23 protein-coding genes are annotated in these 24,690 nt (G+C 37.2%); 9 read left to right on the top strand and 14 right to left on the bottom strand.

The features are described from left to right. Nucleotides 1-8: 8 nt before the first annotated feature. Both RI196_RS16150 and ltrA read left to right on the top strand, forming a co-directional pair. The gene (locus RI196_RS16150) at nucleotides 9-863 is read left to right on the top strand and encodes a Cof-type HAD-IIB family hydrolase (protein ID WP_311066527.1); all 855 of its coding nucleotides are present in this window, start codon (nucleotides 9-11) and stop codon (nucleotides 861-863) included. 659 nt (nucleotides 864-1,522) lie between these two features. Then, nucleotides 1,523-2,782 (top strand): group II intron reverse transcriptase/maturase, encoded by a 1,260-nt coding sequence (gene ltrA / locus RI196_RS16145; protein ID WP_311067329.1) that lies wholly within the window; start codon nucleotides 1,523-1,525, stop codon nucleotides 2,780-2,782. A gap of 186 nt (nucleotides 2,783-2,968) precedes the next feature. Here ltrA and RI196_RS16140 read toward each other — a convergent pair whose 3' ends face one another. Beyond that, on the bottom strand, nucleotides 2,969-3,445 hold the full coding sequence (locus RI196_RS16140; protein WP_063386801.1) for an N-acetyltransferase: 477 nt from the start codon (nucleotides 3,443-3,445) through the stop codon (nucleotides 2,969-2,971). Between the two features lie 383 nt (nucleotides 3,446-3,828). Here RI196_RS16140 and RI196_RS16135 point away from each other — a divergent pair, with 383 nt between their 5' ends. The 4 genes from RI196_RS16135 (at nucleotide 3,829) to RI196_RS16120 (ending at nucleotide 7,594) form a co-directional block, all read left to right on the top strand. Continuing rightward, entirely contained in the window at nucleotides 3,829-4,782 is a 954-nt protein-coding gene (locus RI196_RS16135) for an ABC transporter permease (protein ID WP_063386800.1), read from the top strand. Next, complete coding sequence (locus tag RI196_RS16130; RefSeq protein ID WP_066249998.1) at nucleotides 4,772-5,722, top strand: iron chelate uptake ABC transporter family permease subunit; 951 nt, start codon at nucleotides 4,772-4,774, stop codon at nucleotides 5,720-5,722. Before RI196_RS16135 ends, RI196_RS16130 begins: the two co-directional genes overlap by 11 nt. Next, on the top strand, nucleotides 5,716-6,474 hold the full coding sequence (locus RI196_RS16125) for an iron ABC transporter ATP-binding protein (RefSeq protein ID WP_063386798.1): 759 nt from the start codon (nucleotides 5,716-5,718) through the stop codon (nucleotides 6,472-6,474). The genes RI196_RS16130 and RI196_RS16125 overlap by 7 nt, the downstream gene beginning before the upstream one ends. A 163-nt stretch (nucleotides 6,475-6,637) precedes the next feature. Beyond that, nucleotides 6,638-7,594, top strand: a complete 957-nt coding sequence (locus tag RI196_RS16120) for a siderophore ABC transporter substrate-binding protein (RefSeq protein ID WP_311066526.1) — start codon at nucleotides 6,638-6,640, stop codon at nucleotides 7,592-7,594. A 492-nt stretch (nucleotides 7,595-8,086) separates the two neighbouring features. Here RI196_RS16120 and RI196_RS16115 read toward each other — a convergent pair whose 3' ends face one another. Next, entirely contained in the window at nucleotides 8,087-9,157 is a 1,071-nt protein-coding gene (locus RI196_RS16115; RefSeq protein ID WP_311066525.1) for a hypothetical protein, read from the bottom strand. 3 nt (nucleotides 9,158-9,160) lie between these two features. After that, nucleotides 9,161-9,802, bottom strand: a complete 642-nt coding sequence (locus RI196_RS16110; protein WP_311066524.1) for a YiiX/YebB-like N1pC/P60 family cysteine hydrolase — start codon at nucleotides 9,800-9,802, stop codon at nucleotides 9,161-9,163. A gap of 417 nt (nucleotides 9,803-10,219) precedes the next feature. Here RI196_RS16110 and RI196_RS16105 point away from each other — a divergent pair, with 417 nt between their 5' ends. Continuing rightward, on the top strand, nucleotides 10,220-11,020 hold the full coding sequence (locus RI196_RS16105; RefSeq protein ID WP_311066523.1) for a uroporphyrinogen-III synthase: 801 nt from the start codon (nucleotides 10,220-10,222) through the stop codon (nucleotides 11,018-11,020). Between the two features lie 133 nt (nucleotides 11,021-11,153). On the opposite strand, the gene RI196_RS16100 is transcribed toward RI196_RS16105, so the two are convergent. The 11 genes from RI196_RS16100 to RI196_RS16050 form a co-directional block, all read right to left on the bottom strand. Next, entirely contained in the window at nucleotides 11,154-11,942 is a 789-nt protein-coding gene (locus RI196_RS16100) for an HAD-IIA family hydrolase (protein WP_311066522.1), read from the bottom strand. Between the two features lie 15 nt (nucleotides 11,943-11,957). After that, entirely contained in the window at nucleotides 11,958-12,758 is an 801-nt protein-coding gene (locus tag RI196_RS16095; protein WP_063386793.1) for a sugar phosphate isomerase/epimerase family protein, read from the bottom strand. A gap of 11 nt (nucleotides 12,759-12,769) precedes the next feature. After that, a complete protein-coding gene (locus RI196_RS16090) occupies nucleotides 12,770-13,915 on the bottom strand; it encodes an ABC transporter ATP-binding protein (RefSeq protein WP_063386792.1) in 1,146 nt (381 codons plus the stop codon). A 14-nt stretch (nucleotides 13,916-13,929) separates the two neighbouring features. Further along, nucleotides 13,930-14,754, bottom strand: coding sequence for a carbohydrate ABC transporter permease (locus RI196_RS16085; RefSeq protein WP_003252244.1), 825 nt, complete (start codon nucleotides 14,752-14,754; stop codon nucleotides 13,930-13,932). Beyond that, nucleotides 14,744-15,643 carry a carbohydrate ABC transporter permease gene (locus RI196_RS16080; RefSeq protein WP_311066521.1) on the bottom strand — a complete coding sequence of 300 codons (900 nt, stop codon included), beginning with the start codon at nucleotides 15,641-15,643 and terminating at the stop codon, nucleotides 14,744-14,746. The genes RI196_RS16085 and RI196_RS16080 overlap by 11 nt, the downstream gene beginning before the upstream one ends. Before the next feature lie 115 nt (nucleotides 15,644-15,758). Next, nucleotides 15,759-17,072 (bottom strand): ABC transporter substrate-binding protein, encoded by a 1,314-nt coding sequence (locus RI196_RS16075; protein WP_311066520.1) that lies wholly within the window; start codon nucleotides 17,070-17,072, stop codon nucleotides 15,759-15,761. Between the two features lie 468 nt (nucleotides 17,073-17,540). After that, complete coding sequence (locus RI196_RS16070; protein WP_232515598.1) at nucleotides 17,541-18,143, bottom strand: glycerol-3-phosphate responsive antiterminator; 603 nt, start codon at nucleotides 18,141-18,143, stop codon at nucleotides 17,541-17,543. A gap of 504 nt (nucleotides 18,144-18,647) precedes the next feature. After that, nucleotides 18,648-19,406 carry an ABC transporter permease gene (locus tag RI196_RS16065; RefSeq protein WP_063386789.1) on the bottom strand — a complete coding sequence of 253 codons (759 nt, stop codon included), beginning with the start codon at nucleotides 19,404-19,406 and terminating at the stop codon, nucleotides 18,648-18,650. Nucleotides 19,407-19,594: 188 nt separating this feature from the next. Then, nucleotides 19,595-20,575 carry an ABC transporter substrate-binding protein gene (locus RI196_RS16060; protein WP_130156859.1) on the bottom strand — a complete coding sequence of 327 codons (981 nt, stop codon included), beginning with the start codon at nucleotides 20,573-20,575 and terminating at the stop codon, nucleotides 19,595-19,597. A gap of 59 nt (nucleotides 20,576-20,634) precedes the next feature. Further along, complete coding sequence (locus RI196_RS16055) at nucleotides 20,635-21,426, bottom strand: ABC transporter ATP-binding protein (RefSeq protein ID WP_130156861.1); 792 nt, start codon at nucleotides 21,424-21,426, stop codon at nucleotides 20,635-20,637. A 639-nt stretch (nucleotides 21,427-22,065) separates the two neighbouring features. After that, nucleotides 22,066-22,512, bottom strand: coding sequence for a winged helix-turn-helix transcriptional regulator (locus tag RI196_RS16050; RefSeq protein ID WP_066247718.1), 447 nt, complete (start codon nucleotides 22,510-22,512; stop codon nucleotides 22,066-22,068). A 126-nt stretch (nucleotides 22,513-22,638) separates the two neighbouring features. Here RI196_RS16050 and RI196_RS16045 point away from each other — a divergent pair, with 126 nt between their 5' ends. Both RI196_RS16045 and RI196_RS16040 read left to right on the top strand, forming a co-directional pair. After that, on the top strand, nucleotides 22,639-23,172 hold the full coding sequence (locus RI196_RS16045) for a DUF4242 domain-containing protein (protein ID WP_063386785.1): 534 nt from the start codon (nucleotides 22,639-22,641) through the stop codon (nucleotides 23,170-23,172). Nucleotides 23,173-23,556: 384 nt separating this feature from the next. Continuing rightward, on the top strand, nucleotides 23,557-24,612 hold the full coding sequence (locus RI196_RS16040) for an acyl-CoA dehydrogenase family protein (RefSeq protein WP_311066519.1): 1,056 nt from the start codon (nucleotides 23,557-23,559) through the stop codon (nucleotides 24,610-24,612). The last annotated feature ends 78 nt before the right edge of the window (nucleotides 24,613-24,690 follow it).

Below are 24,690 nucleotides of genomic sequence, written 5' to 3'. Positions count from 1 at the left end.
GAAACAGTATGAAATTAGTAGCTATTGATTTAGACGGGACATTGCTATCTTCAAATTTATCCATATCAGAAGAAAATCTTACAGCTATTCGGGAAGCACAAAATGAGGGAAACATCATCATGATTTGCTCCGGCAGGGCGCCTGAGAGTATTCGTGAACTGCTGGACGAATATGATTTTGCATGTCCATTTGCAGCAAGCAATGGAACAGTTGTCGTAATCGAAGGAGAAAAGCCGAAATACATTTCAATGAACAAACAAAACATGTTGGAAGTAGCCGAAATTTTGGAGAGTTATGGTGTGCCGTATAAACTTTATACAAATGATGGTATTTGGATGCCGGAAGACTGGAGCGCCAAAGTTCGCTCTGCTCTGCAGTCGAATCCGGAGCTGGCAAAATGTTTGCTTGAATCTGAGTACAAACAGTTTATCGAGCAGCCAAAAAGGACCGACAATAATCGATACTTTCGTCATATACAAGATGTTATAAACCGCGGTGATTTATCGGTCCAGAAGTTTTTTATTTTGCAATTTAATCAACATACTAGAAAAGAAATTATGGAACAATTAGAAAACATTGCTGGGATTGCGGTTACGACATCAGGTGACTACAACATTGAAATAATGGATGAAAAGGGAAATAAAGGATACGGATTAAAAGCTGTTGCCAAGCACTACAATATCCCATTGGAACAAACGATTGCGATTGGTGATAATTTCAATGACGTTCCAATGCTGGAAGCTGCAGGGCTTTCCGTTGCAATGGGGAATGCCGAGCCTGAGGTGAAAGAAATGTGCGATATCGTGACGAGGACAAACGATGAACACGGTGTCGCCCATGCTATTCGACAATTTGTGCTGTAAATGGTTTATGGATGCAAAGGGGTGTCTAATAAGTCGTTTTTACGGCTTATTGACGCCCCCTTTAATGTTTTATAAACGTTGATTTATCGACGTTTATAATTTTTAGTGTGCGCCCGGCATGGGTGTAATCTATAGGGTGAAAGTCCCGAGCTGCGAAGGCAGAAGTAGCAGTTAGCTTAACGCAAGGGTGTCCGTGGTGACGCGGAATCTGAAGGAAGCGAGCGGCAAACTTCCGGTCTGAGGAACACGAACTTCATATGAGGCTAGGTATCACTGGGTGAGTTTGCACAACAAAACAAAGCCCTTTCTGCCGAAGGTGATACAAAGTAAATGAAGCAGATGGATGGAAGGAAAGATTACACTCTTACCCGGGGAGGTCTGGCTGGCACGCCAAGTAACCTTGGTAACCTATCTAGTGATAGATAGCTGAACAGTCAGAAGTCAGCAGAAGTCATAGTACTCTTTCAAGCTCGAGATGGAAGAGGAAGGACTGAACAATTAAGGAGAACGAATCGCTAGGCGTTCATCTTCTGTGTGGAAGCAGACAATCCGATAGGACTTACTTGAAGGAGGAAGTGGTGAATCCCACGGGGGACTTCAAGAGGGTGGAGCAGAAGATGGCACAAATAGAAGAATTCGTTCACGTGGAGAGGATATCAATGTTGATGGAAATGATTTTGTCACGGGAAAATCTCCTGGCGGCACTGAAACGAGTCGAACAGAATAAAGGAGGTCACGGAGTAGATGGCATGTCCGTAAAAGACCTACGAAGACACCTCTACGAAAATTGGGACTCCATTCGACAGTCGTTGAGAGAAGGAACCTACAAGCCCTTACCCGTCCGTCGAGTCGAAATCCCGAAACCGAACGGTGGAGTAAGGCTTCTAGGGATCCCTACCGTGACGGATCGTTTCATCCAACAAGCGATTGCCCAAGTGTTGACGAAAATCTTTGATCCGACCTTCTCGAACCATAGCTATGGTTTCCGCCCAGGTAGAAGGGGACATGATGCGGTTAGGGAAGCAAAGGGTTATATCAAAGAAGGATATCGTTGGGTAGTCGATATAGACCTAGAGAAATTCTTTGACAAGGTGAATCACGACAAACTGATGGGGATCTTGGCGAAAACGATCAAAGATCGAATTCTACTGAAGGTAATCCGCCGGTATCTTCAATCAGGCGTGATGATCAATGGAGTGGTAATGGAAACGGACATGGGAACGCCTCAAGGCGGCCCGCTTAGTCCACTTTTATCAAACATCATGCTTCATGAATTGGATAAGGAGCTTGAGAAACGTGGACATAAGTTTGTTCGGTATGCGGATGACTGTAACATCTATGTGAAAACAAAGAAAGCAGGAATTCGTGTCATGAACTCCATTACGAACTTTATAGAGAAGGAGTTAAAGCTCAAGGTAAATAAAGAGAAATCGGCGGTAGACCGTCCTTGGAAACGGAAGTTTCTCGGTTTCAGCTTCACACTCAATAAGACTCCAAAGGTACGGATTGCGAACGAAAGTGTGAAACGTTTGAAGAACAAGATCCGTGAAATTACATCAAGGTCGAAACCGTATCCAATGGAGAAAAGGATTGAGAATCTGAACAAGTATTTAATGGGATGGTGCGGATATTTTGCCTTGGCAGAAACACCAAGTAAGTTCAAAGAATTTGATGAATGGATTAGACGAAGGCTTCGGATGTGTTTGTGGAAAGAATGGAAAACCCCGAAAACAAGAATTCGGAAACTCAGAGGATTAGGGGTTCCAAGCCATAAAGCATTCGAATGGGGCAATACACGCAAGAAATATTGGCGGATTGCCTGCAGTCCCATTCTACACAAAACCCTCGACAACTCCTATTGGAAGCGTCGAGGGTTAAGAAGTCTATTCGAAAGATATCAAGCACTACGTCATACTTAATTGAACCGCCGTATACCGAACGGTACGTACGGTGGTGTGAGAGGTCGGGGGTTAGTCACCCCCTCCTACTCGATTTACGATAGGGATTTGACTTTCTGGATAGCTCCTTTCATTTTATTTACTATTGAAAACTGCGACGGTGCGGCTTCTTTGAGGCGGGCAATAAAAAAGTGTGATGAATTATTTTTATTGTTTCGCTAGTTCTGTCTGCCATACTTTTTTTAACATAGCTGTTTCGTCACACGATGGAAGTTTCGGACAATTGATGCAATCCTTCCACATTTTTTGCGGGAGAGATTGCTTGTCAACGATATCGAATCCTAATTTGGTAAAAAACTCGATTTGATACGTTAAGGCAATCAAATTTTCAATTTCCAACCTGTTTGTTTCATAAATGATTTGTTTTACGAGCTCTTTTCCGATGCCTTTGCCGGTATGGTCAGGGTCAACGGCCAGCGAGCGGATTTCAGCCAAATCTTTGTCTAAAATATGCAAGCTGGCAACGCCAGCCACTGCTCCGCCTTCATCTGCAACATAAAAATTTTGTAAATTCTCATAAATAGATGCGTACGTTCTGCTGAGCAGCTTTCCTTCCAATGCATAATGTTTAATTAATTGATAGATGGCATCTGTATCGCTCATAGTCGCTCTTCGAATGTGCATGTATACTCCCTCATTTAATCGAATGAATAATTATAAGTAAAACAAAATATTTATTCATATATATTATCGGTATGAACATTATTTTGTCAATAAAAAACCAAACAATTTATAATTATGCAAGTTCATCAAATATTTAAACATTTTCTGTAAGTAAAATTTTGGCGGGAGAAAATATTTGATAAGAGGATTTTACTACATGGAAGCTAGCATTCAATGAAACTTATGGTAAAAAATAGATGTTTACAAGAGAGGTTTAATCTTCTTCATCCATCAAATTGTGAACAAATTCAGACATTTTTTCTTAATTTATTGAAAATGAGTCTTATTCTTATTATAATTGATAACGAATCTCATTATTAATTTATTACGGAAAGAGTTAAAAAATGAAAAAACGATATTTGATCATTGCTCTCATTATTCTTTCAATTGCATCGATTTTTATCGGAGTAAACGATATTAAACCAACTGATATATTCAATTTGACAGATGAACAAATACAAATTTTGATCATCAGCAGAATTCCGCGCGTTATTAGCATTATTATTGCAGGAACGAGTATAAGCATTGCCGGTCTTATTATGCAGCAGCTGAGCAGAAACAAGTTCGTTTCCCCAACTACGGCAGGAACAATGGATTCCGCCAGATTGGGGATTTTAGTTGCGATCATGGTTTTTGCAGACGCCAGTCCGATTCAAAAAATGATTGTCGCTTTTGCTTTTGCACTTTTAGGAACATTTATCTTTATGAAAATATTAGAAAAAATTAAATATAAAGATACTATTTTTGTTCCTCTAGTCGGGCTGATGTTCGGCAACATCATTGGATCTATCACTACTTTTTTTGCATACAAAAATAATTTGATTCAAAATGTTTCCTCATGGCTGGAAGGAGATTTTTCGTTAATTTTAAAAGGTCAATATGAATTATTGTATGTCAGCATTCCTTTTGTATTAATTGCATACTTGTATGCGAATCAATTCACTGTCGCTGGAATGGGAGAGGAATTTTCGAAAAATTTAGGCTTGAATTATAAACAAGTTGTCAATATCGGACTTGTTATCGTAGCTTTGATCACTTCATCTGTTGTATTGACGGTTGGAACCATTCCGTTTCTAGGTCTTGTCGTTCCGAATATTGTCGCCATATACAATGGAGACCATTTGAAAAAGAATTTGATTCATACCGCTTTGCTCGGTGCTGTTTTCGTTATGTTTTGCGATATTTTAGGGCGAATCATTATATATCCGTACGAAATCTCGATCAGCTTAACCGTCGGTGTCATCGGCAGTGCCATTTTTGTTTACTTACTTATGAGGAGAAAAGCATATGGGTTATAGAGCGAAAATAACATCTCTTCTAGTGGTCGCAGTCCTTTTAATTATCACCTTTTTGTTCATCGACCTCGGCAAAAATTGGGATTATGCATTGCCGCGCCGTTCGGTGAAGATGCTGGCGGTTATTATTACAAGTGTAGCAATCGGTTTTTCAACGTTAGTATTTCAAACGATTACAAACAACAGAATTTTAACTCCGAGCATTTTAGGTTTAGATTCTTTATATATGCTTTTGCAAACCATGCTTGTCTTTTTATTTGGTTCAACACATGTTGCGATGATCGATAAAAATATTAACTTTGCGCTTTCCTTGTTCTTTATGATGCTGTTTGCACTGATCTTTTACAAATTCCTTCTTCGAGGCGAGGGTCAAGACATTTATTTTCTTCTTCTAATTGGACTGATATTCGGAACATTATTTAACAGCTTGACTTCTTTTATGCAAGTGCTGATAGATCCTAACGAATTTCTAATTGTACAGGACAGAATGTTTGCCAGCATCAATAACGTGAATACGGATTTGCTGTACTTGTCGATTGCCGTTATGCTGCTGGCGGGTCTTTATTCACTGAAATATGCCAAATATTTAGATGTGCTGGCACTTGGAAGGGAGCATGCGATTAATCTCGGCATTGATTACGATCATGTTGTTAAAAGGCTTTTGATCATTGTGGCTGTTTTCGTTTCGATTTCGACAGCTTTAACCGGTCCGATGACGTTTTTGGGTCTTCTCGTGATTAACGTGGCAAGGGAATTTTTAAACACATATAAACATAGTGTTTTAACGATCGGGACCGTTCTTTTTTCCATCATTGCGTTGGTTGGCGGTCAGCTATTGGTCGAAAGAGTGTTTACATTTTCAACTACGTTAAGTGTTGTCATTAATTTTGTTGGAGGGGTTTATTTTATTTATCTTCTATTAAAGGAGAATCGATCATGGTAGAAGTAAAAAATGTTTCAAAACAGTACGGAAACAAATTTGTAGTAAAAGGTGTCTCGCTGAAAATTCCGAAACAAAAAATCACAGCCTTCATCGGCCCAAACGGAGCTGGAAAAAGCACACTGCTATCAATGATCAGCCGATTAATAAAAAAAGATGAAGGAGAAATATTGATTGACGGAAAAGAAATTGGCGCATGCAAAAGCAACGATTTGGCGAAAAAAATTTCGATCTTAAAGCAATCAAACCACATTAATCTTCGCTTAACAGTCAGGGAACTTGTCTCTTTCGGCAGATTTCCGTATTCAAGCGGAAGATTAACAAAAGAAGATCAAAGGCATGTGGATGAAGCGATCCGTTACATGGGGCTTGAAGAGATCGAACATAAATTTCTTGATCAGTTGAGCGGAGGCCAAAAGCAGCGGGCTTTTATCGCTATGGTGATCGCGCAGGATACCGAATATATTTTGCTTGATGAGCCATTGAACAATTTAGATATGAAGCACTCTGTGCAAATTATGAAAATGTTAAGAAAACTTGTCGATGAACTTGGAAAAACAATTGTCATTGTACTGCACGATATCAATTTTGCTTCGGTGTATGCCGATTATGTAGTTGCAATGAAAGATGGAGAACTCGTACACGTCGGGCCAACTGATCAAGTCATAGATCGTTCTGTCTTAAAAGACGTATATGATATGGATATAAACATCCAGCAAATAAACAATTGCAAAATATGTGTGTACTTTTCTTAAAGGGTAGTATGGATGGAGGCATTTTGATAAACATCTCAGCAGAAGGAAGAGCTGTCAGCTCTTCCTTATAAAGAATTCGAAATGATAATGATTTTCTTATTCAATTGCGAGATGTTTAAAGAATTGCCGACATCATTTAAAAAATATACAGGGGGTAATTTTTATGAAAAAGTTTTTAGTTTTTCTCATTGCTTCTTTGATGGTTTTTGTTGTTGCAGCTTGCGGCTCGAACGGGTCAACTAGCGGCGAAGGTGAAAAAAATGGCACGAAACAGGAGTCAGAAGAAATGACGATTAAGCATCAGCTTGGCGAAACAAAAGTGAAGAAAAATCCAGAAAAAGTCGTCGTTTTTGATTTTGGTGCTCTTGACACATTGGATAAGCTTGGCGTTGAAGTGGCAGGTGTACCGAAGGATAACCTTCCATCCTATTTAAAAGACAAATACAGTGACGATAAATATGAAAATGTCGGCGGTTTAAAAGAACCGGATTTTGAAAAAATCAGTTCGATTGAGCCTGATTTGATCATTATTTCCGGAAGACAATCAGAGGTTTATGAAGAGTTTGAGAAAATTGCACCAACCATCTTTATGGGTGTTGATACAACGAAATATTTAGAGTCATTCCATGAAAATGTGAAAACACTTGGAAAAATTTTCGGTAAAGAAGAGGAAGCTGAAAAAGAACTGGCAGCAATCGATGAATCGATTAAAAAGCTAAAAGAAAAAGCAGAAGCGTCTGGAAAAAATGCATTAGTTATTTTAGCCAATGAAGGGAAAGTCAGCGCATATGGACCGAAATCTAGATTTGGACTCATCCATGATGAATTTGGAATTAAAGCTGTAGATGAAAACATTGAAGTTTCTACACACGGACAAAGCATTTCATTTGAATATATCGTTGAAAAAAATCCTGATTACTTATTTGTGGTAGACCGCGGTGCTGTTGTAGGCGGCCAATCATCTGCAAAACAAACAGTAGAAAATGAATTAGTGAAAAAGACAAATGCCTACAAAAACGGCAATATTGTGTACTTAGATCCTAACTACTGGTATTTATCCGGCGGCGGATTGATTTCGGTTGCTGAAATGGTGAAAGAAGTGGATAATGCGATCCAATAATTTTTCAAAAGGGAGCTGAAAACAGCTCTCTTTTTTCATATGCACCCGGGCATGGGTGTAATCTCTAGGGAGAAAGTCCAGAGCTGCGAAGGCAAAAGTAGCAGTTAGCTTAACGCAAGGGTGTCCGTGGTGATGTGGAATCTGAAGGAAGCGGGCAGCAAACTTAAGGTGTCTCTCGAAACACGAACTTCATATGAGGCCAGTTGCCATTGGATGAAACAAAGTCCTTTCTGTCGAAGATGGTACAGAGTAAATGAAGCAGACAGGTGGAAGGAAAGACTTCACCCTTACCCAGGGAGGTATGACGACATGTCGAATTGATTAGTATGTGCTTGAACGACTCAACCTTTTCCATAAAAGAAACAGACGCAAAAAACACATACATATGCCGAAAGTCATAGACAAGGTCAACATTTGATTATGAGACTCGCTAGTTAGACACCGTGAGAAGGCATTACAAAAAGCCAATACCTTGCTACATAGTATTGGCTTTTAATCATTGATGAAAAATGAAGTGAATAGACTCTCATCTCCTTTTAACTTAAATTCTTTTTCTTTTTTGAAGTTATCAAGATTATAAATTTGTATCTTTGTACCGTCTGATGTAATAAATTGATCTTCATGAATATATGATACATAGTTTTCAATTTCTGTAGTAAATACATCCATTTTAGAAGAATTTAAATGAAGTTTCGCAATTTTCTTTTCCGTGGGTTCTAGAAACGAATTTCCTTGTGTGATAAAGATATGGTCTTTGTGTACATGCATATCACTCAAGGATTTGAACGGAAGGGTAATCTTTTCAATTTTCTTGTTCATCAAGTTTATTTTTATTAATTCATTTGACTGATTGTCTTTTCCATCTGATGTTTTTACTAGGAAAAGATCGTTGTCAACGAGCTCCATATCTGATGAATACATCATATCGTCTATTTTTATTGTTTCAATTAAAGATAAATCTTTTTTATTGATTACATTGATAATACCGTAAATATCATCTGGATTGGAGTGTATAAAGGTTAATACATATAATTTGTCTGAATGTTCAATCATATAGTTCGCCTCCCCCTTGAGCTTAGTGGATGCGACCTGTTTTCCTGTTGCTATATTTGTTTTGGCAAGCTTAGAGGAAGTAAGATCTCCTTCAGACATATAAGCAAACTCCTTATCAACAGTCCAAACTGTGGGAGCAATTTTTTCTTCGTTAGGAATTTCTTTAATCTGCAAATTACTTTTATTTAACTCTAATATAAATTCATTGGTGTTGTATTTAGATTGTGGATTAGCGTAATATACTTTATTATTCATATGAATAGGTCTTTCCATAAAAGCTCCAAGAGGCATTCCTCTGTATTTCGTTTTATGTTTTGAAAGAAACTTTCCTTTTTCATTGTACAGGTGTATAACTGCTTTCTCAAACATATTTGTATAAATCACTGCATATTTGTAATCTTCGATGTTTTTTGTTTCCGTTGAGAAGCATCCTTGTAAAAAGATCATGGAGGATAACAAACAGATAAAGATCATTTTGTATCTGTTTGTTATCGTATTAAAAAGGTTCATTTGTTAAACTCCTTTAATATAAATGATATACGTGTGAGAAGAGTTAACTAAATCAATTGGAAATACGATTCCTCCGCCATGATTTAAGTTTAAACCTGTAGAATACTTATATGCTTCATATACTAATTGCGAACAATAAAATTTTTTTGTAGTGTTGATATTCGTAAATTCCCAATTATAAGGTTTTCCTTTGTGTGAATACGCTCTGTCTGCAGCTTTTGCATCTTGAGCGACAGTTGTTCCCTTTGTCGTTACCGCATAAACAGTTTTATATTTTGTATTCCAATTATTTTTGAATGTTTTCACTCCTTCTTTTGGGAAAGATTCAACTGTTTTTGTTTCTGAGTATATGATTCCTGCATGACCTACTAGAGAACCAAATTTTCCATCTTTAGTTACTAATATAACTCCTTTTCTTTTTGGATATGATGGTGCTGCTAACGCTTGAAAATTATTAGCTTTAAAATTATAAGATGATGAATTTTTATCAGGTTGAACTAGTTCTGGGTCAGATTCGATCTCTTTCTCCACTCTTTCAAAAGTTTCTAACTGTTGTTGGACTATGTCCTCAGAAGAAGTAGAATTTGCATGAGATACAGCTGGCAAAATTACCGATAACATGCATAAGGACAAGACTGTACTCAATACTTTTCTAATTTTCCCTTTATTAAGAATTCTCCTCCTCTGTTAATAAAGTATTAGGAAAAAATTCCTTTTCATTTTCATTATATATTAAACTTAACTTTTTTCAACTTAAATTTGGTAAATTAGTAAAATATTTCTGGTAAATAGAATAATAGATGAACATAGAAATTGGTGATCCTTTTTGCAGATAAAGTTAGCCAAAAACAACACCGGCACTTATTAAGACAGAAAGCCAGGTGTGCTTTTCCTATAATCCCGTCTACCGCTAACATACAAAAGCATTGAAATTCCATAACGGCTCTAACGCTACTTCCATAAAAAAGTTGCCCACAAATACTTGACTCAAACTTTTTCATTTGAAAATAAGGGATGAACGGAGTATTTATAGTATGATAGAGAAAAAGGGGGAAGAAAGGCATGGGAAATTTACATGGGAAACGGATCGCTATCACAGGCTCTCGTAAGAGCGAGGAAATTTCCACGTTAATTCGTAAAAAAGGAGGAGAGCCTGTAATTCGAGCTATTCAAGAAACAATAAAATGCTCTCCTTCGGATTTGGAGGCTGATCTTCGAAGCATTGTTGAAAAAGGGACTGACTGGGCTGTGTTTACGACAGGAATAGGGACGAACGCTCTGTTGGAAGCGGCAGAAAAGATCGGCATTTTGGATTCATTTATAAACGTTTTAAAAGAAGCAAAAATAGCTGCCCGCGGCTATAAAACGAAAGCGGCTCTTAAACAAATCGGCATTCAGCCGGATGCTGCCGATGATGACGGAACGAATGACGGGCTGCTTCGGGCTATTGAAGGATTTTCTTTTAAAGACAAGCATGTTTTTTTACAATTGCATGGAGAACCGGTGCCAAAGCTTTCAGAATGGTTTGAAAAGCACGGAGCGATTTTGAGTGAAATTTTGCCATACCGCTCCATTGTACCTAATCCTGAGACCGTTGAGCAGCTGCTGGATGAAATAATCGAGAATAAGCTGAATGCTGTTGCGTTTACAGCTGCCCCGCAAGTAAGAGTGCTTTTTAAATTGGCTGAAAAAAAAGGAGCAACATCTGACCTTATAGAGGCATTTCAACAAAATGTTGTGGCAGCAGCCGTCGGCAAAGTAACTGCTGGAGAATTGAAGGAATATGGGGTGCAGCGCATCGTGGCTCCAGAGCTGGAGCGGATGGGGGCGATGATTGTCGCTTTGGATGAGTATTTTCAATGATGTTGTCGTCAAAAAATTTAATGGCTGATTGTGTGTATAAAAAACAGGTGGAGCGTGACAGCTTCGAGGATGAATCACGTCCACCTGGGTTTGAACCTTTTACCTAAAAATCAGTATGTATGAAAGCATCGATTTATTTCATGAAAAACAAATACTGTAAATTTTGTGCAATATAATTCGGGTAAATTTTGTTTTTTTCAATATCTTCTTTTCTAGAGGCTCCTGTTAATACAAGGCATGTGCGGCAATTATTTGTTTTTCCAAGCAAAATATCGGTTTCTAAACGATCGCCAATGATTAAGCACCTGTTGCTGTTTATGTTTAATTTTTCAAGAATTTTTTTGCCGTAAAAAGAGGAAGGCTTCCCGATCACCTGATCTATCGGCCGTCCTGATGCAGCTTCTATTGCTTTCGCTATTGCCAGTGTATCTGAAATATACCCTTCAGGAACTGGACAAAGCGAATCCGGATTGGCTGCAATTAATTTGGCTCCATTACGAACCGCGTTCATTGCCAAATTGAGTTTTTCGTAAGTGAAGCAGCGATCAAGCCCGACAAGTACGTGGGTCGCGTCCATAGGATTGTCGGTCATTTTTAGTGAAAATTTGTGGAATTCTTCCGAAATCGCTTTTTCACCTACAATATAGACTAAAGAGTCCGGAGATTTCTCTAAAAAATATACAGCTGACAAATAAGAAGCTGTCATGATTTCGTCCAGTTTCGCTTGAATTCCTAAATGATGAAGCCGCTTTCTGCATTCTTCTCTTGTTTGTGTCGATGTATTTGTGATAAAAAGAATTTTTTTGTTATGGCGCCTTAATCGGTCGATCGTTTCTTTTACACCGGGCAAAAGTTTATTGCCAATATATATAGTTCCATCTAAATCAAAACAATATGCATCAAAATCGTCAATGTGTAACAATACAATACTCCACCTTTATTCTGTTGAAAGTTCTTTTAGAAGAATTTCTTTGCCTTCGCGTAACTTTTCTAACGGTGTTCCGGGGGCATATTCTAGGATGAGCTGACAATCGATTGATTGTTCATGAATCGTTTTAAAGATTTCTTGCCATGGGACAGTTCCTTCACCGATTGGCAAGTGATCGTCTCCTGTTCCGTTATTATCATGAACATGGAGGGCAATCAGTCGATCCTTTGTCTGCTTCATTATTTGCGGAATATCCCAACCGTTTAAATTTGCGTGGCCAATATCAAGTAAATATCCTGCCGTGTCATGAATATTTTCTAAAAAGCTTATAAACTCATCTTGCGTAAAAATCGAACTGCCGTTGTATCCGACGTTTTCGATTGCCAGCTTGACGTTCAAAGGTTTAGCAAATTCACATAATTGATGGATATAATCTTCAGCTCGCTGCTTTGCTAAACGTTTGTCAAAAACCGGAGAAAAACAGAACCCAGGATGGATCACAACATGCGAAGCCTGAATCATGCCGGCAAACTCAATCGCTTTTTTGTATTCAAAAAATGAAGCTTCCCGAATCGCTTTATTTTCACTTGTTAAGTTAATATCCCATGCTGGCGGATGAATGGTGTAGCCGATGGGCAATTCTTTTAGTTTGGAAGACAATTTTTTGAATGATTTTTCCATGTCATCCCATTTTTCGCCATCCATTAATAGTTCAACTTTATCAGCTCCATATTCAATTAAGTCATGGACATTTTTTAAAGGATCTTTTGATACAAGCGGCAAATCAGAATAACAGATTTTTCTTTTCATAAACAACCACCTCATGAAAGATATGTTTCCACATTGATTTTGTGATTCATCGGACTGCTTTCATTCAGATCCAGCTCTTGCGGATAGCCTATTGATTGTGTGGATTCTTGATCAAAAATATGAATACGATCCATTTTTGGTTTTAAATAGACCATTTCCCCCGGATGCCAATTCTTTTTTTCACTCATCGCAATCACTTCATGACCTTCTAAATTTATATAAATACTGTAGCTGCTTCCTTGGTTTTCCACGTATTTCACTGTGCCTTTTAATGTGTTTTCTTGGGGAGTTTTATAAATTTCTAGATGTTCAGGACGAATTCCAAAAACAAACGTTTTGGCATTGCATTCATTTATTTGTCGGATCCACATCGGATGCAATAAAAATGATTGTTTCCCGATCATAACCTTGCCATCATAATAATCCATATCGACAATATTCGTTGGAGGTGAGCCGATAAATTTTGCCGTAAAGATGTTTGCAGGGCGGTTATATACATTTTCCGGCGTATCTACCATTTGCAATTGCCCTTGATTCATTAACGCAATACGATCCCCTATAGTCATTGCTTCAATTTGATCATGTGTAACATAAACGATTGTTTGCTTATACATTTCATGGATTTTCACTAGTTCCTTGCGCGCAGATACTCTTAGCTGCGCATCTAAATTTGATAATGGTTCATCAAGCAGAAAGAAATCAGATTTTTTTACAACGGCTCTTGCTAAAGCGACACGCTGCCTTTGCCCGCCGGATAAATCTTTCGGCAATCTGTTTTCATATCCTTTCAGCTGGAGCATTTCTAACACAGCATTTAATCTTTTTTGAATTTCGTCTTTATGAACCTTCTGAACTTTTAAACCGTACGTAATATTTTCAACGACATTCATATGAGGATATAATGCATAATTTTGAAATACCATCGCTACATTTCTTTTTCCGCTTGGAATGTCATTCGCCTTTACGCCATTCAAATATAAGTCGCCCGAAGTAATTTCTTCAAGGCCTGCAATCATGCGTAAAGTTGTCGATTTGCCGCATCCGGACGGACCTAGAAGAACTAAACGTTCTCCAGGATGAATGGTAAGATTGAGCCCTTTTACAACATGTGTTTTTCCATAGGATTTCCAAACGTTTTCAAATCTTATTTCCTTCATTGTGCCATCCTCCGTTATTTAATTCCAGAAGAAGTAAATGTTCCTATAATATACTTCTGGAAAATTAAATATAAAGTTAAAGGTATTATCATTGTGATGACTGATACGGCCATGGCGACAGTAAAATTCGTGCCGCCTTCTGAGCTGATGTACATCTGTAAAGCAAGAGGCAATGTATAATTTTCCTTGCTTTTTAAAATGAGCACCGGCCATACGTATTCGTTCCAGGTAGTAATGAAAAACCAGATGCCTGTTGATGTGACAGCCGGCCTCACTAATGGGAGAACGATATCTTTCATAATCCGGGCGTGTCCAATATGATCTAATTTGGCTGCTTCAATTAACGAGATGGGGATTGTTTTCATCGACTGCCTCATTAAAAAGATACCAAGCGCATTGGCGAGCTGCGGCAAAATAACACCCCAAACGCTGTTGACTAAACCGATACCCGATATGATCAAATAGTTTGGAATCATTGTTACGGTAAAAGGGATAAAAATTGTACTAATTAACATAAAATATAAAATGTTTTTCCCTTTAAACTGCAAAAATACGAAAGCATACGCTGCTAAAAATGAAGTAATCAGTTTGAAAATTGTCGCAACAGAGGCAATAATGAACGTATTCATCGTAATTTTGAAAGCGGGTAAACTATTAAAGAATGTGATATAGTTTTCGAATGTCGGATTTAACGGAACTATGTTCAAAACATTGTTGTAGGCATCTTCCAACGTTTTAAACGATGAACCTAATGCAAAAACGATAGGATATAATAGAATAATGATTGTGATGATAAAAATAATGTGCCAAGGTATCGCAACAGATCGTTTAATTTTCATAATAGATACCTCTTTCAACAAACTTAAATTCAAGAGCTAATAATATGAAAAAGATTAACATCGTCATAATTGCTAAAGCTGCGGAATGTCCTGTTCTGTAAAGTACGAAGGCTTCGTGATAGGCGTGATAGATCGCATTGGAGCTGGCGTAATTTGGACCGCCTTGTGTTATCACTTTTATAGGCGTGAATACATACTGCAGTCCTTGGACGATTGTAATAATAAACACATAAATGCCAGTAGCGCTGCTCATAGGCAAGACGATATGAAAGAATATTTTCCATAAAGGAACATTATCCAAACGGGCTGCTTCTATTATTTCGCGTGAAATACCGTTGATAGAAGCATAAAGGACGATAAAGTTATAGCCAAATACTTTCCAGGATGTAATCAAACTTAAAACCAATATGACCCAACCGTCTAATTTGCTCCAAATCGGCATTTCAATGCAGAACCATCCTAAAATAATGGCAACAGGTCCGGAAACTGGATTTAAAATCCACGTAAACAATATCGAACCGACGACCAATGAGATGAATGCCGGCAGAAACAAGGCGCTTTTATAAAAACCATTAAATCGTTTTAAAATTAAATCTAAAACGAAAGCAAAAAGATACGGTATGATACAGTTTATAACTAATAAGAAAGCAATATATATAAATGTATTTCCCAAAATTTTATATGTATTTCGATCAGATAAAACATCAATGTAGTTTTTCAATCCTACAAATTCTTTTGTCGGAGTAATCATGTTCCAGTCAAAAAAGCTTAAATAAATTGTGTATAAAAATGGCCAGAACATGAATATCGAAAATATAATTAACGTTGGAATCAATAAGCAATACGCTTTCCAACTCTCTTTATTTTTTAAAACCGTCCCATCACTCATATTTTTATTACCCTCCGTATTGATACCGAAAATAAAAGTTAAAAGGAGGGTGACTAAAGGAAGTTTTTTTGAAAAATTGTTATAAATGTTAGTCACCCTTTGTAGACATTTCCTTTTACTTTAACAATTCATTGATGGATTTTTCCGTTGATTTTAAACCTTCTTCTACTGATACTTTTCCAGTAAGAATTTCGTCGCGTACATCTATTAATAATTGCTCTGCCTGTAAACCGGTATCTCCAGGGAATGATGCCCAAGGAACAATCTTGTCCATTTGTTCTATGGCAGGCTTCATCATTTCATTTTCTTCTAAAAATGATTTAAGTCCATTTTCTGCTTCTGCAACATCTTTACGTGGAGGCACATAACCTGTTCCTTCTGTCCATTTGGCCATTGATTCAACGCTATAAAGAAATTTCATGAATTCCCATGCTGCTTTTTGCTGGTCTTCATCTTTTGCTGTAATAGCCAGCATTGCGCCACCTGCCGGCAGTCTTACTTCTTTTCCTTCCCATGCTGGCGATTTGATTGCCGCTACGTCAAATTTGGCATTCGCTTGGATATGCGAACGTTGGGCAATCGTTGTATAGACCATGGCGACATTGCCATCGATAAAGCTTTGTACACCTTGATCCCAAGGCAAATGCAAGGCTGTTTTATCTTTTAACACCATATCAGCCCATAGTTGATACGCTTCAATTCCTTCTTTTGAAGCAAATGTTGCTTTTCCGTCCGTAATCATTTTGGCTCCGTTGCTTTCTAATAAAGCTTGTGTAGCCCAGTTATCTGCCGGCTCCTGCAAATAAAACCCATATTTTCCTGTTTTCTCTTTTATTATTTTGGAAAATTCTCTTACCTCTTCCCACGTTTTTGGCCCATTTTCATCTAGTCCAGCTTTTCGTAAAAGGTCTCGATTAATATAGAGGACTGGATTGCTTAACGAATATGGAATCCCGACTTGTTCACCATCCGAATTTTTCGCTAAATCCAAAACATTTTTTAAGAAATGATCTTTTAAAAATGTTTTATCTTCTGGAAAATATTTATCTATTATTTCTTGCGGCGGCACATAATGAAAATTATTTGAGAAGTAGTCTAAAAATGCCCATCCTACTTGTACAACTGCTGGTGAATTGCCCGCAGCTACTTCAGCCTGTAAATTTTGCATCAACCCTTTATACATGTCCGGGTTGTATTTGGCTACGACTTCTACAGTATCACTTTGTGCATTAAATTCCTTCACTAACTCTTCTACTGTTTTTCCGCCTTGAGTTTCAGCATTTACGTGCCAGTATTCGATAACCGTTTTTTTGTTGCCGTCCTCTGATTTAGAAGGAGAGTCATTGGCTGCCTGCTTGCTTGTGTTGTTACAAGCTGCTAACATAAATACTAATGTAAATGCGCAAATCAATTTTACAAATGATTTCATTATATTCCTCCTCACCAAATTGTTTGACCGTAATTAATGAAAGGATCTTCAAAATGTCGTGACATTTCGTCTATTTAGAAAATTCTTTACATGAATCAGTTAACAAATCGTGTTGCCTTTGACTGGCTATCACCGTCCGTGTTCGAGCAAGCGGCTTCTACAAGCTGTCTTCAATTTCAGATAAAGCTATTTTTCATCGTTATGCCAATGACAGGTTGGCAGATCGTTTGCATTAATATTTTAGGTGTAAATGCTTTTTATCTCCCGACCTGACAAATCTATTAAATGATGTCGAAATCACCTCCAATTGCTTGCATAACAAAAAAAGAGACTCCAAATATAATGTATATATCTATTCCATATACATTAAATTTGAGGTCTCTCTATTTGCACCAGTAATTATTCACTTGTTACTTATAATATAGATGAGAATTGTTAATCTAGTATAAATCATATGTAAATTCTCTTTTAAAATTTATTTAAATCCATTTCCCACAATTTTGAGTTGGACGTCGTTACAGCGAGTGCGCCATTATTTATCGCTTCCTTCGCATGTTCAGGCAAAGTCAACAGCCCTCCTGTTATAACGGGAACTTGCGAAACCTTTGTGAATTTCTTTAAAAAATCCGGAGCACGGCACGGCATAATTTCTATTATATCTGAGCGGATTTGGTCCGCATCCTTCACTAAATTATGATAAACTTCCGTGTCAATTAAAAAGATTCGCTGAATAACAAATAAACCGCTTGATTTTGCCTTTTTTATAATGCCGTTCCTCGTTGTAACGATCGCCGTTGGCTGGACATTCTTTTTTACAAAGTCAATTCCATCGCCATCCATTTCCAGACCGCCTATTTTTTCAACATGCAATATGACGGGGAGCCCTTCAGACTGGATGAAATCAACATATCTTTTTACCGTTAAAATGGTCCCTGTCATTAGTAAGACAGCACTTAAATGTTCTTTATTCTTGATCGCTTTCTCAATATATTTCGGTTCTTTAATAGCTGCTACCATTCTATGTTTTTTTAATCTTTCCAACAAAATTGTTCCTGCATTGCTTTTTGCCACAGCTAAATTTCCTTTCTTTTAAAATTCCGAATCTGCTCTTAAGATTTAACAAAGTATTTTGTTATAAAATCAATTCGATTGGCAAACGTTTGATATACTTTGGATTGCGCGAAACATCTTGTTGGGCAGAATATGCTTGCTCTTTGGATGGGGGCAGAGGATCAAAAGCTTTTAAAAGAAATATAAAAAACAAATATTAAGCAAATATTGTGCCCAAGCTAATTCATTGTAAATTTTGCTTTACAAAAGATTTACATCTAGCATGATTTTGCCCGAAAGATTATTTTTAATAGCCGAATTATTTTTGCTGTTTTCTAAAATCGCTGGAGAGACTAGTTCCAAATAAGAAAGATGTGTATAAAAAAAGAGGATGTATGCTCTAATCATGAACATACTATCCTCTGAAAAATTAATATAGGTAATTAGATGATTAGTTGGAAAAGCACTTTCAACTTGTAGGGCTGAGATATCCCTTGAAACAGGAAAGTTTGCCGTGCACAGCGATTATGCTCTTCCCCAAATACGATTAATCCAGTTTTCAATAAGTCCGACCGCTTTATCGAGAAGCAGCCCGGATACGCCGATAAATAGTATGGCAGCCATGACTAAATCTAGCCTCATGGAATTTCTGGCGTCGACAACTAAATAACCAAGTCCTGACTGCGTTCCAACCATCTCTCCTGCTACAAGAAAAATCCAAGCTGTACCTACAGCTATATGAAGCCCGTTCGCAATATAAGGGAATGTGGCAGGAAAAATGATTTTGCGCAATAGCTCGAATTTTTTAATCTCGAAATTTTGTGCCACTTTCAAATAAGTTTTATCAACGTTCTTTACAGCAGATACTGTCGATAGCAAAACAGGAAAGAAGGCAGCAATAAAAATAATTACTATTGCCGGCATATTGCCAATCCCAAACCAAAGTACAATAAACGGCGACCATGCGATTGGCGAAACAGGCCGCAATACCTGGATAATTGGGTCAATCACTCCCCATAATAGTGGTATTCTGCCAAAAATAAGTCCTAAAATGATCGCTAATACAACGGCAGAAAGATATCCAGCCAAAAATCGCATGATACTCACTTGAAAATGTTCGAACAGTGTGCCATCTTTAATCAAAGAAAGTATTCCATCCCATACTTGAATGGGTGAAGGGAAAAGTGCTGAATCATATTTTCCAATGAAAATAATTAATTGCCACAAGGTAATCAAGATAGCAAAACCAATGATGACGTTTATGAAATTCTTATATTTAATCATCCTATCACTTCTCTTTTTTCTCAAATTAATTGGTGAATTTATGCATCATCAACCATGCGGAACTGTCATTTTAGTATACTTCCATCATTAGGGCTTCTGTTGTTCAACATGCCTAGTGCTTGCTTAACCATAGAACATCTTTAAATTCGCGTCCATCTTTCGGTTTGCTCGAGAAATAGGAATTCCCCTTATGGAAGCTTTGCATTGTCTATTAGCGAATTATCTACAAATTCTTCATAAGATGGCGGATTTTTTTGTAAGCCCATCTCAATCAAGTTTTTCGTTAATTCTTTATAGTCTTTTTCATGAATGATTAAATCGTCATAGGCAATCCATTTAAAAGATAAATCCATTACTTCTTTGTCCGCTTTCATATATTTGGAGGACATTTCAATTGTTTGCTCATCCTTGTGCTCTGCTACCTCACCAGCTTTTAAGTAATAATTAACAAAATCCTGAGCAATCTCTTTTTCCTTTTCGATAAATTCACCGCGCAGTACTAGTGCACAGTCAATGGAATTCTGCCAAATTTCATTATCTTGAAATAGTACCTTGCCCTTTCCGATCGATACGGAAGCTGCACCAAAAGGTTCTGCAACGACATATCCAGCAATTCTGCCCTCAGATAAAGCTGCCGGCATTTCTGCTGGAGGCATCTCGACAGCCTTTACATCATCGTACTTTAATCCGTTTTGTTTTAACATTTGATAAAGCAAAATATTGTGAGTGGAGAATTTGTGTGGAATAGCAAAATTTTTCCCCTTTAAGTCTTTAACACTATTAATATCATTTGCTACGACAAGTACGTTCCCATCTCGATGTCCTAATGCGACAGCTTTTAAATCTATGCCTTGCTCTTTTGCCTTCATAGCCAAAGTAACTAGCATGGAAGCTCCGTCAATATTGCCTGTGTTTAAGGCGTCTACAAGCTCAGGCCACGAACCGAATTTCACGAGTTCAAGATTGAATTTTTCATATTTTTCTAATTCCTTCTCGATAAACAGAGGTACTGCATGAGTAATCGGCAAATACCCGATCTTGATTGTTCTTTTTCCATCTTTGCCACTTTCGGAAGTATTATCGCTTCCGTTTGCTCCACAAGCAGCCATTGTCAATAACAATACTGATATAACTAATAGAAACAGTCCAGATTGAATAATCCTTTTCATCTAATTTCCCCTTTTCCTATTTTTATTTTTTATATACAATGTGAGCTTGCTTTGAAAAATTAGATATAATACTCCGTTGTTACATTAGGATGGTTAAAGTGGAATTCTTCAAAAATGATTTTTCGATAATACTGAAAATCAGAATGGCTTCGGTCTCGAGGCTTCGAGAGAGCGATCTTGATCTCCCTGTGAATATGACCGGGATTTGGATGCATTATGAGAATCCGGTCTGATAAATAGATTGCTTCATCAATATCGTGGGTAACTAAAATAATAGTTGTTTTTTCCTTTTGCTGGATGCGAAGCAGTTCATCCTGCAAATAATAACGATTAAACGTGTCCAATGCTGCAAACGGTTCATCCATTAAAATTAATTCTGGCTTCAGTGCAAGTGCTCTGGCAATTCCTGCTCTTTGCTGCATTCCTCCAGAAAGTTCATGAGGAAACAAATCTTCTTTTCCTTTTAGACCAACCAATGCCAAGTAATGTAACGCTCTTTCCTTCCGTTCTGCAGGATGAAGCTTGAGACCTTCCAGCCCCAATTCTACATTTTTAAGCACTGTTCGCCATGGGAGCAGTCCATAGTCTTGAAACAGCATTATGCATTTGCGATTCGGCTGATTCACCACATTCCCATCAAGCAAAACTTGACCGCTATCCGCCTTTTCAAAGCCGCCGATAATATTTAAAAAAGTGCTTTTCCCGCAGCCGCTTTCTCCTAATATGGAGATGATTTCACCTTGCTTTATTTCTAGTGAAATATTGTCTAGAACGTGTATTTCTTTATTTTTATTTGTGTAGCTCTTGCTCAAATTTTCAACTTTAATAATTGTAGACTGCTGAGAATCCATTCATTACACCGCCTCTTAGTCGTCGGATTTTCATTAATCTTCGGTTAATTAATTAACAAAATAATTCTTATAAGAATAGTGAGTTTTAATATTTGTAGATCATTTTATTATACTTTGTTAGTTTTTTCAACTATATATAGAAAATATTTTTTAGTGTCAATGATTTTAATTTTTGAGAATGAATCGTGTTATTTTGATTGTGAGCGGTTTGCACCGATGTATCTGGACGTTTTGCAGAAGAAGTGATGGGAGTTCAATGAGGATAAGCTTAGTAATTGCGTTTTTATAGATTTTTATTATGATGGACGTTTGCGGATGGCATTTTTGAAGCTGGAGGCAGGAAAACATTTAAAGCTGTAAGCGGGATTTTTAAAGTGATGCTTTAAGAATAGGTAGGTGATTCAAGCATACTGGATTTTACGGAAGGTGTTGAAAAAGGAGAACAAGGGAATGATGATAACCTGGAATAGGGGATTTATAATATGGATTTCGTATTCGTTATTGACAAAGGGAAATGAATTTATGTAAAAATTGGTATCTAAGAGGCTAGACGCGTGGAAAAACCCCTCCTGAAAGGCAATTGCCGGAGCTTCCAGCACGCCTATCCTTAAACTAGTCTTAGAAGACCTGACAGCATTTTTATTTAATATTTTGAAGCTCACTTTCAATAGAAATAACTTCAACATTTTGGACAAGTTCGCCTGTTTTTTTGGAATAATAGGCAATGTCCACCTCATCACCTGTAGCCGGGTCAATTAGTTTTTTATAACATTTTTTTAAATGTTTGCTTCCCCAAATAATAAGTGCATTGAAAACATGCTCTAAATCTTTTCCGCTTTGTGTTAATACATAGCGGTATCGAGGTGGATGCTGTGAATAAAGCTCTGATTGAACGAGGCCTTCTTCTTCTAAATATCTGAGACGTTCCGAAAGCAAATTAGAAGAAATTCCCGGTAAAGCTTTTTTAATTTCATTAAAAAGTGCATTTCCGTTTAAAATTTCATGAATAATTAACAGTGTCCAACGATCTCCAATGATATTAAGTGATTGCGCGATGTTGCAAGGGATATCATATCTTATTTTCATAAACTAATCTCCTCCATTTGTTACAATCCATTTTAACATAAAATAATTTAAAAGTGATTAAGTTGATTTTTTGAACTAAGTATATTAAAATGACTTTATGATAATAAAAAAGTGGGGGATAAAAATATGGCGCTATACTTAATTGAATCATCCTTAAATGGTATTGTATCAGCAAAAGAGGAATTAGATCAAAAAGTTTCAGAGCTTCAAGGAAAATTAAACGAAAATCAGGCATCATTAATTGAACTTCAAGTATCAAAGGATTTCTCACGCGCATTCTTTATTGTTGAAGCAGAAAATCAAAAAGCTGCCACTGAAACGTTAAAAGATATTCAGATACCTATTCATCTAGTAAAACAAGTTCGTCTTGTTGGAAAAGAACTCGAAGATGTAAAGAAAAATAATGAAGTTGTCAATTATTTGGTTGAATGGAATTTACCAGAAGATTTGACAATGGAACAATATTTGGAGAGAAAGAAGAAAAACTCTGTACATTATCAAGAAGTTCCTGAAGTAACATTTTCGAGAACTTATGTTTGTGAAGATATGACAAAATGCCTTTGCTTCTACGATGCACCAGATGAAGAGGCTGTTAAGCGTGCCCGCAACGCAGTAAAAACACCAATTGACTCCATTACGGAAATATTGGCAGATAAATAATCAATTTTAATCACCTTTTTTTAAGAGGCGGGGCTGTCCGATAAGTCCCTAAAATGAAGCAAGTGGAGAAAAACAATGCGTTTCTTTCCACTTGCTTTTATATTTTTTCGATTTTTATCTGAAAGTAGCTTGCGGATGCCGGCTACTTTCAGGAAGTTGTAATAAGCCAAGCATTGGTTTATTGTCTTTTTTTCAAAGCTCTTTTGAAATACATATACAGGTTCATCTTTATCAAAAAAATAGGAGAGGCGGCAAAATAAAGATTGATTTTTTGAACCTAATATAATAAAATAACTTTAAACCGACTAAACACGTAGGAATTATTTATTTAATAATAATTGGAATGCCTGATTTCGGACATTATGAACGCGGGTGATGATTGAAATGAATAGTTTGGACGAAAAAGTTGAAACGTTGGAGCAGTTAATTGAAAAAGAATTGAAACCATATGTAAAAAAAATTGATGCGGAAGGTTTTTATCAGGAGCAATATTTGCGGGAGCTAGGGAAAGCTGGATTTTTCTCTACGAATCATAAGTCGCAAAAGGAATATATTTTACAAGAAATGAAAGTAGTAGAAGAAACAGCAAAATGGTGTATGACGACTGCATTTTGCCTATGGTGCCATCTGGCCGCTTTAACTTATGTGCGAAATTCCAACAATCTTTCATTAAAAAATAAATTGCTCCCTTTGTTGGAGAGTGGAAAAATTTTAGGTGCAACAGGCTTATCGAATCCGATGAAATATTATGCAGGACTTGAAAAATTGCACTTAAAGGCAAAACCTAAAGAAGATGGTTATATACTTTCAGGTGTTTTGCCGAATGTATCCAATCTAGGTGACAATCATTGGTTCGGTGTGATTGCTGAGGTGGATGAACACAAACGAATCATGTGCTTCATTCCGAGCAATGCAGAAGGATTAATATTAAAGGAAAAAAATGATTTTCTAGGTTTAAATGGAAGCGCAACATATTCTTGTACTTTTCAAGATGTTTTTGTCCCGAATCAGTGGGTTTTATCTGACGATGCGGATCTTTTTGTGGAGAAAATCCGCCCGGTTTTCATTTTATATCAAATACCTCTTGGTTTAGGTGTTATACGATCTTCCATCGCCTCCATTGAAAAGGTTATTAATAAACAAAATGGCTGCAACAGCTTTTTGAAAATACAGCCGGGTCAATTGAAAACACAAGAGCGCAAAATTCAAGATGACATTCATGCATTGTTCAGCGATCAAAGACTCGACTGGAAAGAAATTGCAAAGATACGTTTGGAAGCTGCTTATTTAACCCTTGAAGCTGTACAGGCAAACATGCTTCATCACGGAAGTGCCGGATATCTCATGCATAGTGCACCTTCCCGCAGACTCCGCGAAGCGTATTTCTTTGCTAATTTAACACCAACAGTGAAACATTTAGAAAAAGTTCTTCACTCATAAAAAATCCCTCATGGTTATCCATAAGGGATTTTTTGTATGTGCTGGGCATCTGTACATTCGCCAAGCTTTAAAGCAGCA

The organism is Aeribacillus composti (assembly GCF_031760945.1).
Taxonomy (GTDB): Bacteria; Bacillota; Bacilli; order Bacillales; family Aeribacillaceae; genus Aeribacillus; species Aeribacillus composti.
Note: the sequence above shows the minus strand (reverse complement) of the source record. Positions and strands in the feature narration are given on the sequence as shown.

Excerpts from the sequence above, each read along its gene's own strand:
- RI196_RS16150 (WP_311066527.1), top strand. The coding sequence starts at position 9 with ATGAAATTAGTAGCTATTGATTTAGACGGGACATTGCTATCTTCAAAT.
- RI196_RS16060 (WP_130156859.1), bottom strand. The coding sequence starts at position 20,575 with ATGAAAAGGATTATTCAATCTGGACTGTTTCTATTAGTTATATCAGTA.
- RI196_RS16115 (WP_311066525.1), bottom strand. The coding sequence starts at position 9,157 with ATGAACCTTTTTAATACGATAACAAACAGATACAAAATGATCTTTATC.
- RI196_RS16090 (WP_063386792.1), bottom strand. The coding sequence starts at position 13,915 with ATGAAGGAAATAAGATTTGAAAACGTTTGGAAATCCTATGGAAAAACA.
- RI196_RS16105 (WP_311066523.1), top strand. The coding sequence starts at position 10,220 with ATGGGAAATTTACATGGGAAACGGATCGCTATCACAGGCTCTCGTAAG.
- RI196_RS16140 (WP_063386801.1), bottom strand. The coding sequence starts at position 3,445 with ATGCACATTCGAAGAGCGACTATGAGCGATACAGATGCCATCTATCAA.
- RI196_RS16085 (WP_003252244.1), bottom strand. The coding sequence starts at position 14,754 with ATGAAAATTAAACGATCTGTTGCGATACCTTGGCACATTATTTTTATC.
- RI196_RS16045 (WP_063386785.1), top strand. The coding sequence starts at position 22,639 with ATGGCGCTATACTTAATTGAATCATCCTTAAATGGTATTGTATCAGCA.
- RI196_RS16050 (WP_066247718.1), bottom strand. The coding sequence starts at position 22,512 with ATGAAAATAAGATATGATATCCCTTGCAACATCGCGCAATCACTTAAT.
- RI196_RS16135 (WP_063386800.1), top strand. The coding sequence starts at position 3,829 with ATGAAAAAACGATATTTGATCATTGCTCTCATTATTCTTTCAATTGCA.
- RI196_RS16040 (WP_311066519.1), top strand. The coding sequence starts at position 23,557 with ATGAATAGTTTGGACGAAAAAGTTGAAACGTTGGAGCAGTTAATTGAA.
- RI196_RS16065 (WP_063386789.1), bottom strand. The coding sequence starts at position 19,406 with ATGATTAAATATAAGAATTTCATAAACGTCATCATTGGTTTTGCTATC.
- RI196_RS16095 (WP_063386793.1), bottom strand. The coding sequence starts at position 12,758 with ATGAAAAGAAAAATCTGTTATTCTGATTTGCCGCTTGTATCAAAAGAT.
- RI196_RS16120 (WP_311066526.1), top strand. The coding sequence starts at position 6,638 with ATGAAAAAGTTTTTAGTTTTTCTCATTGCTTCTTTGATGGTTTTTGTT.
- RI196_RS16055 (WP_130156861.1), bottom strand. The coding sequence starts at position 21,426 with ATGGATTCTCAGCAGTCTACAATTATTAAAGTTGAAAATTTGAGCAAG.
- RI196_RS16075 (WP_311066520.1), bottom strand. The coding sequence starts at position 17,072 with ATGAAATCATTTGTAAAATTGATTTGCGCATTTACATTAGTATTTATG.
- RI196_RS16125 (WP_063386798.1), top strand. The coding sequence starts at position 5,716 with ATGGTAGAAGTAAAAAATGTTTCAAAACAGTACGGAAACAAATTTGTA.
- RI196_RS16130 (WP_066249998.1), top strand. The coding sequence starts at position 4,772 with ATGGGTTATAGAGCGAAAATAACATCTCTTCTAGTGGTCGCAGTCCTT.
- ltrA (WP_311067329.1), top strand. The coding sequence starts at position 1,523 with ATGTTGATGGAAATGATTTTGTCACGGGAAAATCTCCTGGCGGCACTG.
- RI196_RS16080 (WP_311066521.1), bottom strand. The coding sequence starts at position 15,643 with ATGAGTGATGGGACGGTTTTAAAAAATAAAGAGAGTTGGAAAGCGTAT.